This window comes from Gulbenkiania mobilis (genome assembly GCA_004346645.1).
Lineage (GTDB): Bacteria > Pseudomonadota > Gammaproteobacteria > Burkholderiales > Chromobacteriaceae > Gulbenkiania > Gulbenkiania mobilis.
Map to the genome: position 1 here is coordinate 327,751 of SMDA01000003.1, position 12,326 is coordinate 340,076.

The 12,326-nt window shown below is 63.7% G+C and carries 11 protein-coding genes; 2 read left to right on the plus strand and 9 right to left on the minus strand.

From position 1 onward, the window contains the following. Positions 1 to 44 precede the first annotated feature (44 nt). The 9 genes from EV669_RS06510 to EV669_RS06550 all read right to left on the minus strand — a co-directional run bounded on the left by EV669_RS06510 (position 45) and on the right by EV669_RS06550 (position 11,191). Positions 45 to 476: a DUF4149 domain-containing protein gene (locus tag EV669_RS06510; protein WP_054284484.1), complete on the minus strand. Its 432-nt coding sequence runs from the start codon at positions 474 to 476 to the stop codon at positions 45 to 47. A 37-nt stretch (positions 477 to 513) separates the two neighbouring features. Further along, positions 514 to 990 carry a transcription elongation factor GreA gene (gene greA / locus EV669_RS06515; protein WP_054284483.1) on the minus strand — a complete coding sequence of 159 codons (477 nt, stop codon included), beginning with the start codon at positions 988 to 990 and terminating at the stop codon, positions 514 to 516. Between the two features lie 145 nt (positions 991 to 1,135). After that, positions 1,136 to 4,345, minus strand: a complete 3,210-nt coding sequence (gene carB / locus EV669_RS06520) for a carbamoyl-phosphate synthase large subunit (protein ID WP_132098193.1) — start codon at positions 4,343 to 4,345, stop codon at positions 1,136 to 1,138. A 58-nt stretch (positions 4,346 to 4,403) separates the two neighbouring features. Beyond that, positions 4,404 to 5,045, minus strand: coding sequence for a leucine efflux protein LeuE (leuE, locus tag EV669_RS06525; protein ID WP_054284481.1), 642 nt, complete (start codon positions 5,043 to 5,045; stop codon positions 4,404 to 4,406). A 35-nt stretch (positions 5,046 to 5,080) separates the two neighbouring features. Then, positions 5,081 to 6,211 (minus strand): glutamine-hydrolyzing carbamoyl-phosphate synthase small subunit, encoded by a 1,131-nt coding sequence (gene carA, locus EV669_RS06530; protein ID WP_132098194.1) that lies wholly within the window; start codon positions 6,209 to 6,211, stop codon positions 5,081 to 5,083. A 173-nt stretch (positions 6,212 to 6,384) separates the two neighbouring features. After that, the gene (locus EV669_RS06535; RefSeq protein ID WP_132098195.1) at positions 6,385 to 7,440 is read right to left on the minus strand and encodes an aminopeptidase; all 1,056 of its coding nucleotides are present in this window, start codon (positions 7,438 to 7,440) and stop codon (positions 6,385 to 6,387) included. Positions 7,441 to 7,558: 118 nt separating this feature from the next. Continuing rightward, entirely contained in the window at positions 7,559 to 9,343 is a 1,785-nt protein-coding gene (locus EV669_RS06540; protein WP_055433197.1) for an acyl-CoA dehydrogenase, read from the minus strand. Positions 9,344 to 9,504: 161 nt separating this feature from the next. Next, complete coding sequence (locus EV669_RS06545) at positions 9,505 to 10,440, minus strand: electron transfer flavoprotein subunit alpha/FixB family protein (protein WP_055433198.1); 936 nt, start codon at positions 10,438 to 10,440, stop codon at positions 9,505 to 9,507. A 1-nt stretch (position 10,441) separates the two neighbouring features. Then, the gene (locus EV669_RS06550) at positions 10,442 to 11,191 is read right to left on the minus strand and encodes an electron transfer flavoprotein subunit beta/FixA family protein (RefSeq protein WP_054284476.1); all 750 of its coding nucleotides are present in this window, start codon (positions 11,189 to 11,191) and stop codon (positions 10,442 to 10,444) included. A 234-nt stretch (positions 11,192 to 11,425) separates the two neighbouring features. On the opposite strand from EV669_RS06550, the gene EV669_RS06555 reads away from it, so the two are divergent. Further along, positions 11,426 to 11,851, plus strand: coding sequence for a MaoC family dehydratase (locus tag EV669_RS06555; protein ID WP_054284475.1), 426 nt, complete (start codon positions 11,426 to 11,428; stop codon positions 11,849 to 11,851). Continuing rightward, positions 11,848 to 12,315, plus strand: coding sequence for a GNAT family N-acetyltransferase (locus tag EV669_RS06560; RefSeq protein ID WP_207913795.1), 468 nt, complete (start codon positions 11,848 to 11,850; stop codon positions 12,313 to 12,315). The genes EV669_RS06555 and EV669_RS06560 overlap by 4 nt, the downstream gene beginning before the upstream one ends. Positions 12,316 to 12,326 lie beyond the last annotated feature (11 nt).

Below are 12,326 nucleotides of genomic sequence, written 5' to 3' on the forward strand. Positions count from 1 at the left end.
TGGCGCCTGCCACCGCTTTTTTCTTGCCCGGGCCGCTAGCGCACTCAACGCTCCGTCTTGAGCAGGTACACCAGCGCCAGTAGGCTCTGCACGAGATAGATCAGGCTCGAGATCGCATGCCAAGTGGCAAAGCCGCCACCAAACAGCCCCTCGGCGGCCTGGTTCATCTGCAGCTTGAGCTGGGCGATGATTGGCGTGACCGCAAAATGGTTGATGACGGTACAGGCCAGCATCGCCACCAGCAGCCAGAACGGCGCTTCCTTCACGCCGCGGGCACCCTGCTGCCAGATGTGCTCCACCATCAGGAACACCCCGCACACCAGTCCCACCCAGGCAATGGCCGAGAAGAGCCGACCGGCCACCATGCCGGCCGTGACTTTGTCCAAGGCCGCAAATAGCACCGGGGCCACCAGCAGACCGATGACCCACATGCCACCGATCCAGAACGTGCGGGCAATTGCTTTCAGGCTGTCCATGTCGTGCTCCGTTGGGCGCAGGCTGCGCGGGTAACGCTCAGAGGTACTTGACGTCCAGGACTTCGTACTCGCGGATGCCGCCCGGCGCCACCACCTCGGCCACGTCGCCCGCTTCCTTGCCGATCAGCGCGCGGGCGATGGGCGAGTTGACGGACACCTTGCCGAACTTGATGTCGGCCTCGTCGTCCCCGACGATCTGGTAGGTGACCTCGTCTTCGGTTTCCAGATCCATCAGCTCCACGGTGGCGCCAAAAACGATGCGCCCATCGGCATCCAGCGTAGACGGATCAATGATCTGGGCATTGCTTAGCTTGCCCTCGAGTTCGGCGATGCGTCCTTCGACGAAGGCCTGGCGCTCTTTGGCGGCATCGTACTCGGCGTTCTCCGACAGGTCACCATGCGAGCGGGCCTCGGCAATCGCCTCGATCACTTTCGGGCGCTCGATGCTCTTCAGGCGCTGCAGCTCTTCCTTGAGCAGCTCGGCGCCCCGCACGGTCAGCGGCACTTTGTTCATGCATTCTCTCCACGGCGGTTCGGCCCGCCATCATCAAAAACACAAGCCGCCGTTCTAGAACGGCGGCTTGGCTGTTGCTTGGGTTAGCGCGGATTGTAGCGAGAATTCGGCCCCAGTTCAAAGGTTGGCCGAACAGTCCGCTCCATCAGTGCTTGATCGAGGCGTGCAGCGCCTGAACGCTGTACACATCGAAGTCTTCGGCATGTGCCATGCCCACACACAGTGCCTTGGCTCCAAACAGCGTGGTGTACTGCGGCACCCGCTGCTGCAGCGCACTGCGACGGATGGAGTGGCTGTCCTGGATAGCCTGACGCTTCTCGTCCACCGTATTGATCACGAGGGCGATCTCCCCGTTCTTGATCATGTCGACGATGTGGGGCCGGCCTTCGGTGACTTTGTTCACCACCTGTACCGTCATGCCTGCTTCCTGCAGGGTCTTGGCGGTACCGCGGGTGGCACACACGCCAAAGCCCAGGCGCTGCAGCTCACGGGCCACCTCGATGGCGCCGTTTTTGTCGCCGTGACGCACCGACAGGAATACCTTGCCGGTCTTGGGCAGTCGGTCGCCTGCAGCCAGCTGGCTCTTGACGTAGGCCTCGGCAAAGGTTTTGCCCACGCCCATCACCTCGCCGGTGGATTTCATCTCCGGCCCCAGGATGGTATCCACCCCCGGGAACTTGATAAAGGGGAATACCGCTTCCTTCACCGCGTAGTAAGGCGGAATCACTTCCTGCGTGAAGCCCTGTTCGGCCAAGGGGATACCTGCCATGGCGCGGGCGGCGATCTTTGCCAGCGGCGCACTCGTCACCTTGGAGACGAAGGGCACGGTACGCGAAGCGCGCGGGTTCACTTCCAAGACATAGATGTCCTCGCCCTGGATGGCGAACTGCACGTTCATCAGGCCCACCACATTGAGCGCGCGCGCCATGGCCACCGTCTGGCGGCGGATTTCGTCCTGCACAGCCGGGAACAGGCTGTACGGGGGCAGAGAGCAGGCCGAGTCACCCGAGTGCACCCCGGCCTGTTCGATGTGCTGCATGATGCCGCCGATGACCACGGTCTGCCCGTCGGAGACGCAGTCCACGTCCACCTCGATGGCATTGTTGAGGAAGCGGTCCAGCAGCACCGGGCTATCGTTCGACACCTTTACCGCCTCGCGCATGTAGCGCTCCAGGTCGGCAGGCTCGTGCACGATCTCCATCGCGCGCCCCCCCAGCACGTAGGACGGACGCACCACCAGCGGATAGCCGATCTCCTCGGCAAGGCGCATCGCATCGGCGGCGGTGCGTGCGGTGCGGTTGGGGGGCTGCTTGAGGCCCAGCTCGTTCAGCAGCTTCTGGAACCGCTCGCGGTCTTCGGCCGCGTCGATCATGTCGGGCGAGGTACCGATGATCGGCACGCCATTGGCCTCCAGCGCGCGCGCCAGCTTCAGCGGCGTCTGACCGCCATACTGCACAATCACACCGAAAGGTTTCTCGACGCGGCAGATCTCCAGCACGTCCTCCAGGGTCAGCGGCTCGAAGTACAGGCGGTCGGAGGTGTCGTAATCGGTGGAGACGGTCTCCGGGTTGCAGTTGACCATGATGGTCTCGAAACCGGACTCACGCAGTGCCAGCGCGGCGTGCACGCAGCAGTAATCGAACTCGATCCCCTGACCGATCCGGTTCGGGCCACCGCCCAGCACCATGATCTTCTTGCGGTCGGAAGGCGCTGCCTCGCATTCTTCTTCGTAGCTGGAGTACATGTAGGCGGTGTTGGTCGCGAACTCGGCCGCGCAGGTATCCACCCGCTTGTACACCGGATGCAGCCCGAGCGCCCAACGGCGGCTGCGCACCGCACCTTGGTCCACACCCAGCAGGGCAGCCAGACGGCGGTCGGAGAAGCCCTTGCGTTTGAGTGTACGCAGCGCTGCATAATCAAGCGCCTCGAGCTTGCAACCGGCCAGGGCACGCTCGCTGGCAACGATGTCCTCGATCTGCGCCAGGAACCACGGGTCAATGCTGCTGATGCCGTGGACGTCCTCCAGACTCATGCCGGAACGGAAGGCATCGGCCACATACAGGATGCGCTCTGGGCCAGGCGTCCCGAGTTCGTGACGGATCACCTCCTGATCGGTGGTGCGCTCGTCAAAGCCGGAGAGGCCGGTCTCAAGGCCACGCAACGCCTTCTGCATCGACTCCTGCAGGGTGCGCCCCATGGCCATCACCTCGCCCACCGACTTCATCTGGGTGGTCAGACGGTTATCGGCCTGCGGGAATTTCTCGAAGGCGAAGCGCGGAATCTTGGTGACGACGTAGTCGATCGAAGGCTCGAACGAGGCCGGGGTTGCCCCGCCTGTGATGTCGTTCTTCAGTTCGTCCAGGGTATAACCCACGGCCAGCTTGGCGGCGACCTTGGCGATCGGGAAGCCGGTAGCCTTGGAGGCCAGCGCCGAGGAACGCGATACCCGCGGGTTCATCTCGATGACGATCATCTCGCCGTTGGCCGGGTTCACGGCGAACTGTACGTTGGAGCCGCCCGTATCCACTCCGATCTCACGCAGCACCGCAAGCGAGGCGTTGCGCATGATCTGGTATTCCTTGTCCGTCAGCGTCTGCGCCGGAGCGACGGTGATGGAGTCGCCGGTGTGCACGCCCATCGGGTCGAAGTTTTCGATCGAGCAGATGATGATGCAGTTGTCGTTGCGGTCGCGCACCACCTCCATCTCGTACTCTTTCCAGCCGAGCACGGACTGTTCGATCAGCAGCTCATGGGTGGGCGAAGCTTCGAAGCCGCGCTCGCAAATGGCGAGGAATTCTTCCTTGTTGTAGGCGATGCCGCCGCCAGAGCCGCCCATGGTGAAAGAGGGGCGGATCAGCGTCGGGAAGCCGACCTTGGCCTGCGCCTCGAGCGATTCTTCCATGGTGTGGCAGACGAAGGACAGCGGGCAGGAGAGGCCGATCTTGGCCATCGCCTCCTTGAAGCGGCCGCGGTCTTCGGCCTTGTCGATGGCGTCTTCGGTGGCACCGATCAGCTCCACCTTGTACTTTTCCAGCACGCCGTTGCGCGCCAAGTCCAGTGCGCAGTTGAGCGCGGTCTGCCCGCCCATGGTCGGCAGGATCGCGTCCGGGCGCTCCTTGGCGATGATTTTTTCCAGCACCTGCCAGTTGATCGGCTCGATGTAGGTGACATCGGCCATCTCCGGGTCGGTCATGATGGTGGCCGGATTGGAGTTCACCAGGATGACGCGGAAGCCTTCCTCGCGCAGGGCCTTGCAGGCCTGGGCACCCGAGTAGTCAAATTCGCACGCCTGGCCGATGACGATCGGGCCGGCGCCAATGATGAGAATGCTCTGGATATCGGTACGTTTCGGCATCTTTTCGCTCAGTCAATTCAATTGTGTTTGCAGGCAGGCCCTTGGCCAGCCTGCGGGATTACAGGCTGGCTGCCGCCAGCTTGGCCCCGAAGCCGAGGAACAAGGCCCCTACCCCGCCGCTGACAGCAGCGGACAGCCGGCGGCGCCGGCGGAAGGCTTCGGCCAACCGCGATCCGGCGAGGATCACGGTAGTGAGGTAGAGAGCACTGCAGCACTGGACGATCACGCCCAGTGCCACGAAGGTCAGGGCCGGATACGGATAGGCCGGGTCGACGAACTGTACGAAGAACGACACGAAGAAGAGGATGGCCTTGGGGTTCATCAGGCTGATGGCCAGGGCCTTCACGAACGGCCGGCTGGCGTCCACCCGGTTGGGCACGGCCGGCATCGACGAGGGGCGGAACCAGCCCCTGAGCGCTCCGCGCAGCATCTGGATGCCCAGCCAGGCTAGGTAGCCGCCGCCGAGATACTTGATCACCGCGAACAGGGCCGGGTTGGCCTTGAGGATGCCGGCGGCGCCCGTCGCTGCGAGGAACATCAGGATGGCATCGCCCAAGAAAATACCGCATGCGCCGGCAAAGCCCGCACGCACACCCCGCTGGGCTGCCACCGAAAGCACATACAGCGAGTTCGGCCCCGGCAGGAGCACGATGATGATGGTGCCTACCAGGTAAGTGGTCAGATCGGTGATGCCCAGCATGTAAACGTCCCCCGGTTCGTGTTGTCCTGCCGTGTCTACGCGCGGCGCTCGGCCATGGCCGAGATGAAGCGGTCGAAAAGATAGGCCACGTCGTTGGGTCCCGGGCTGGCTTCCGGATGTCCCTGGAACGAGAAGGCGGGCCGGTCGGTCAGCGCAATACCCTGCACCGTGCCGTCGAACAGGCTGCGGTGCGTAACACGTACGTTGGCCGGCAGGCTGGTCTCGTCCACCTGGAAGCCATGGTTCTGGCTGGTGATCATCACCCGTCCGGTGTCGAGGTCCTGCACCGGATGGTTGGCGCCGTGGTGGCCGAACTTCATCTTGCTGGTCTTGCCGCCGGTGGCCAGGCCGAGCAGCTGATGACCCAAGCAGATGCCAAAGACCGGCAGGCGCGTCTCCAGCACCTCACGGATGGCCGAGATGGCATAGTCGCAAGGCTCCGGGTCGCCAGGGCCGTTGGAGAGGAACACGCCATCGGGCTGCATCGCCAACACTTCGACCGCGGGCGTCTTGGCCGGCACCACCGTCAAGCGACAGCCGCGTTCGGCCAACATGCGCAGGATGTTGTGCTTGACGCCGTAATCATAGGCCACCACATGGTAAGGCGCTTCGGACTGGGCAGTGTACCCGGCGCCGAGCCGCCACTCGCGCGTGTCCCACGTGTATGGGGTATCGCAGCTGACGACCTGGGCCAGGTCCTGGCCGGCCATGCTGCCGAAGCCGCGCGCCAGCTCCAGCGCGCGCGCCTCATCGATGTCTCCGGCCATGATGCAGCCGGCCTGCGCGCCCTTTTCTCGCAGGAGGCGGGTCAGCTTGCGGGTGTCGATGTCGGCGATGGCAACGACGTTGTTGTCCTTGAGGTAGTCGGACAGCGAGCAGGCCGCCCGGAAGTTGCTGTGCAGGAGCGGCAGGTCACGGATGATGAGGCCGGATGCAAAAACGGCGCGGGATTCGGTGTCTTCCGAATTCGCGCCGACGTTGCCGATATGAGGGTAAGTCAGGGTAACGATCTGTTTGGTATAGGAGGGATCGGTCAGTATCTCCTGATACCCGGTGATGGCGGTATTGAATACCACTTCTCCGACCGTATGGCCGGAGGCACCGATGGCACTGCCCCTGAAGAGGCTACCGTCAGCCAAGACAAGAATCGCTGGTACGGTTGACACGGGCTGGCTCCTGTTGCTTTTAACGCTTTATTTGCGGACTGTAGATGCGAAGAACGGGACAAAGCGCGATGCGCATGTCCCGTTTGGTTAAACTTTTCTATTATGCCTCAACAGGTTGTCGCGCGCAACGAAAAAAGTGTCGCCTACGCACAACTTGCCACCCCCGCCCTCCTTCAGAAGTCTGGCGCGCCCTGCCCTTTCGCCGGGCGCGCCAGGCGTTCGAGCAGCGTCCCTAGCACCTCCGTGACCTCCCGGGCCCGTTGCTCCACCCGGCCCGGCAGGACACGGTCGACCACCTCGGCCTTGTCGACGTCGGTCTTGTGCCAGGACATGCCTCCGGGGATGCCCGGCCGGTCGGTCTGGGTGTAACCGTCCCGCTCGCCCAACGTCCAGTTGGTCGCCTCCACCGCCAGCACCGGAATGCCAGCCTCGTCGAAAGGTTCAAGATCGGAGCAGCAGCCGGTACCGGCCGGATACTTGGGGTTGAGCCCCGGATTGGTCTCGGCCTTGATGTGCCGGGCGCGAGCGATCTCCAACGCCATATCCCGGGCAAAGCCTGCAGCAGGGTTGGCCGAAACGGTCTTGGGCCCGGCATGAAAATAGAGACGGTCGCCGGTGATCAGGCTGTCCAGATTGATCATCAGCCGCACCCGGGCGCGCTCTTCGGCTGCCAGGCTGTCGACATAGGCACGTGAACCCTTGAGGCCCACCTCCTCCCCGCTGAAGAGGACGAATCGTACTTCGTGTTGAAGCGGCTTCGCAGCGAGGCGCTCGGCCAGAGCAAGTGCCACCCCAACACCCGACGCATTGTCGTCCAGCCCGGCGAGGGCAGCCCCGCCGATGTGCTGGCGTGCATCATCCGCCTTGCGCACCGGACGCGAATCGTAATGCGCCCCCACCAGCACCACCGGACCCGAGCCGCCCGGGCGCCTGGCTATGAGGTTGATCCCCTCTGCGGGCTGACTCAGCTTTTCGGCACCCGGCTTCTCGACCGTGTAGCTGCTGTCAAAAGCCTGGCGTTCGACTACATAGCCCATCTGGGTCAGGCGTCGTGCAAGATACTCGGCAGCGGCACCGGCACGCTGGGTGCCCACGCTTCGGCCGGGAAAGGTGGCAGCCAGATGGCGCATCTCGCGCGCGGCCAGAAGGCCGGCCTCTTCGGGGGCTGCCGACGCAGGCGTGCCTTGAAGACAGGCGGCAAGGAGGGGAACAAGCAGCAGGGGACGCATCGCAGAACGCCTCTTGTTAACGGTGGGACACCGCCGGGGATGGCAAGCGCCATGCCCCGCAGCCAAAAGAAAACCCGGGCAAGCCCGGGTTTTCAGCACGCGTCAAATCGTCACGACCTCAGAAGGCGCTTTCGGGCAGCGCCAGCGCGCTCTCCGCCCCTTCGACGATGGCGGCGGCAAGTCCGCTCACCTGCGGCAGCAGATGCTCGCCGTAGAAGCGGGCGGTGATCAGCTTGGCGTTGAGGAAGTCGGCATCCGCGTCTTCCTGGCCCTGCTGCGACAGTGCTGCCAGCCCGGCACGCCCCATCTGCCAGCCTCCAAGAACGATCCCCATCAGCTTCAGGAAGGGCACCGAGCCGGCTGCGGCCAGACGCGGATTGGAGGCGAAGCTCTCCAGGATGAAGGCCACGCAGCGTTCGGCCTCCACCACGGCCCCGGAGAGGTTGGCCGAAAGGCTGGCCTCGCCGGCGGCGGCCAGCCGGTCTGCCGTAGCGCGGGCCTCGGCCAGCAGCGCCCGGGCCGTCACGCCGTTTTCGCTGGCGGTCTTGCGACCGATGAGGTCCAGCGCCTGAATGCCGGTCGTACCCTCATAGATGGCCGTGATGCGCGCATCGCGATAGTACTGGGCCACGCCGGTCTCTTCCACATAGCCCATCCCGCCATGCACCTGCACTGCCATACTGGTGATCTCGTTGGCCTGCTCAGTGTTCCATCCCTTGACGATCGGGATCAGGAAGTTCACCAGCGCCTGATTGCGGGCCTTTTCTTCCGGCAGCGGATGGCGGGCGGCGCGGTCCAGCGCCGCCGCCGTATACAGCGCCAGCGCACGCTGCGCCTCGATCTGCGCTTTCATCGTCATCAGCATGCGGCGGATGTCCGGGTGCTGGATGATGGCAACGCCGGTGGCTTCCGGCGAACCGACCGCACGGCTCTGCACGCGCTCGCGAGCATATTCCACAGCCTTCTGGTAGGCGCGCTCCGACACGGCCATGCCCTCGATGCCTACGCCCAGACGGGCATGGTTCATCATCGTGAACATATAGTTGAGCCCTTTGTTGGGCTCGCCGACGAGATAGCCCACCGCGCCGCCTTCGTCGCCGAAGCTCATCACTGCGGTGGGGCTGCCATGGATGCCCAGTTTGTGCTCGAGCGAAACGCAGCGTACGTCATTGCGGGCGCCGAGGCTGCCATCCGCGTTTACCAGGAACTTGGGCACGATGAAGAGCGAGATGCCCTTCACCCCGGCCGGTGCATCCGGCAGGCGGGCCAGCACCAGGTGAACGATGTTGTCGGCAAGGTCATGCTCGCCCCAGGTGATGAAGATCTTCTGCCCGGTGATGCGGTAGCTGCCGTCCTCGGCCGGAACCGCGCGCGAGCGCACCTGTGCCAGGTCGGAACCGGCCTGCGGCTCGGTCAGATTCATCGTGCCGGTCCACTCGCCCGTGGACATCCGCGGCAGGTAAATCGCCTTGAGCGCCTCACTGGCGTGGTGATGGATCGCTTCCACTGCACCCAGCGTCAGCAGCGGCGCCAGGGAGAAAGCCAGGTTGGCCGAACACCACATTTCCTCGGCCGCGGTCGACACCAGCGCCGGTAGCCCTTGGCCGCCGAACTCCGCCGGTGCGCGCAGCCCAGCCCAGCCGGCCTCCACATACTGCTGCCAAGCCTCCTTGAATCCTTCCGGAGACCGGACCGAGAAATCCGGGGACCATTTGGCGCCTGCGTCGCCCGCCCGGTTGGTGGGCGCCAGCACGCCTTCGGCGAACTTGGCCGCCTCTTCCAGGATGGCATCCACCAGCTCGACCGTGCAGTCCTCGTTGCCCGGCAGGGCGCAGATGGCCGGCAGGTCGGCCAGGGCATTCAACGCGAAGCGGATGTCCTTGACCGGTGCGTTGTAGATCATGCTTAACCTCTTCCTTTGTGTCGTGTATATCGCGTTCATGAAAAAACCGGCCACGCGCCCGCCAGCAGGCCGGCAGCATGCACCGCGGCGCATGCTGCACTCCTCCCGACGAGCCGGTCGTGGCCGGCTTTCTGATCGTTATCGTTCTGGCTGACGAAGACTTACTTCGACAGTTCGGCCATCAGTTCGGGCACCACGGTAAAGAGGTCGCCCACCAGGCCGTAATCCGCCACCTGGAAGATGGGGGCTTCTTCGTCCTTGTTGATGGCAACGATCACCTTGGAATCCTTCATGCCGGCCAGGTGCTGGATCGCACCCGAGATGCCCACCGCCAGGTACAACTGCGGGGCCACCACCTTGCCGGTCTGGCCGACCTGGTAGTCGTTGGGAGCGTAACCGGCATCCACTGCAGCGCGCGAGGCCCCTACGGCGGCGCCCAGCTTGTCGGCCAAAGGCTCGATGACGGCCTTGAACTGCTCTTCCGAGCCGAGGGCTCGGCCACCAGAAACGATGATCTTGGCGGCACCCAGCTCCGGACGGTCAGACTTGGTCAGCTCCTGTCCGACGAAAGTGGAGAGTCCGGCGTCGCCGGCAGCGTCCACATTCTCGATCACGGCAGACCCACCGGTCGCGGCGGCTTCGAAGGCAGTGGTCCGCACGGTAATCACTTTCACCGAGTCGGAGGACTGCACGGTAGCCATCACGTTACCGGCATAAATCGGCCGCACGAATGTGTCGGCCGACTCGATGGCGGTAATCTCGGAGATCTGCGCTACATCCAGCAGTGCCGCCACGCGCGGCAGCACGTTTTTGCCGTAGGTGGAGGCCGGCGCCAGCACATGGCTGTAGCTGCGGGCCAGCCCCACGATCAGGGCGGCGAGGTTTTCGGCAAGGCCGTGCGCATATTCTGCGGCATCCGCCACCAGTACCTTGGCCACACCTGCGATGCCCTTGGCCGCCTCGGCTGCGGCACCGGCATTCTGCCCCGCCACGAGCACATGGATGTCGCCACCAATCTTCTGGGCGGCGCTCACGGTATTCAGGGTGCCTGCCTTCAGGCTCTGGTTGTCGTGTTCAGCGATAACGAGAATTGCCATGTCACAGCACCTTTGCTTCGTTCTTCAGTTTGGCCACGAGTTCGGCAGCGCTTGCCACCTTTACGCCTGCCGAGCGCTTGGCGGGCTCGGCGACCTTCAGCGTCTTCAGACGCGGCGTCACGTCCACACCCAGATCGGCAGGCGTGGTCTTGTCCAGCGGTTTCTTCTTGGCCGCCATGATGTTGGGCAGCTTTACATAGCGGGGCTCGTTCAGGCGCAGGTCAGTGGTTACCACGGCCGGCAGCTTGAGTTTGACCGTCTCCAGGCCGCCATCCACTTCGCGGGTCACGTCAACGCTAGCGTCAGCCAAGTCCACCTTGGAGGCGAAGGTGCCTTGCGCCCAGCCCAGCAAAGCGGACAGCATCTGGCCAGTCTGGTTGGAATCGTCATCAATGGCCTGCTTGCCCACGATCACCAGTTGCGGCTGTTCCTTGGCCACCACTTCCTTGAGCAGCTTGGCCACGGCCAGCGGCTGGAGCTCGGCGTCGGTTTCCACCAGGATGGCCCGGTCGGCCCCCATGGCCAGCGCGGTGCGCAGGGTTTCCTCGCACTGCTTCACGCCCATGGATACGGCGACAATCTCGGTGGCCTTGCCGGCTTCCTTCAGGCGGACAGCCTCTTCCACAGCGATCTCGTCGAACGGGTTCATCGACATCTTCACGTTGGCGATATCGACATCGCTACCATCGGCCTTAACGCGAACCTTCACGTTGTAATCCACAACGCGTTTCACAGCGACTAGAACTTTCATATTCCTCCAGCGAAAGCGCTCTCTGGTTGGTCGAAATTCGGCGGCTAGGAAGTGCTTTCCGATTATGCCGCAAGCTCGTTTTCAAACGAGCGTTTGGTTGGAAACCGGCGTGTGCCGCGTCGCTCAAATGCAACGCCTGTCGGCAATAGTACGGCATTTCCCTACAATTTGCATTTGGGGTAAAGCGTGACACAATGCACTGCAGCATTTCGCCGTCATACGAAGGAGAAAGCCTTGACTGTCTATTTCGAAGATATCCAGATCGGCGACAGCGCCGAATACGCCAAAACCATTACGGAAGCAGACATTCTGCTGTTCTCGGCGGTTACCGGGGACAACAACCCGGTCCACCTGAACCAGGAGTATGCCGAGGGCACCCCCTTCAAAACCCGTATCGCTCACGGCATGCTGACGGCGGGGCTGATCTCCACCGTGGTGGGCACTCGCCTGCCGGGCGAAGGCACCATCTACCTTTCGCAGTCCACCCGTTTCAAGGCACCGGTGCGCATCGGCGACACCGTCACGGCCCGCGCCCGCGTCATCGAAATGGACGCCGACAAGAAGCGTGTGAAGTTCGCCACCGAGTGTCTGGTAGCCGGCAAGGTGGTGCTCGAAGGCGAGTCGCTGGTAATCGCCCCCTCGCGTCCTGCTTCGGCATGAGTGCGCTGACCCTTTGCGCCGTGACCGATGCCGCTGGTCAGGTGGCCAGGCCGGATCTCCTGGCTGCAGCCCTGCCGGTCCATCGGCAGCTGCGCCCGGGCCTGCCTGCTACCGAGGCCGCCTATGTCGAAAAAATGCAACGCATTTTCGGCTACGGGGCACGGATGGTGGTGGCCTGCCTGCCCGATGGGAAGGTGGCAGGCCTGGCGCTCTACCGCGTGTATGAAAACACCTACGAGGACCTGCGCCTTTACATCGACGACCTCGTCACCGATGAGGCACAGCGCTCCATGGGGGTGGGCAGCCAGCTTCTGGAGCAGTGCGAGACGCTAGCGCGTGTGAACGGATGCCGCTATCTGGTCCTCGACTCGGGAACCTGGCGCACGCAGGCGCACAAGCTCTACTTCCGTCAGGGCTTCACCATCAGTTCGTTTCACTTCACCAAGCCGCTCCTGGACGCTTGATGGGTAGGCGC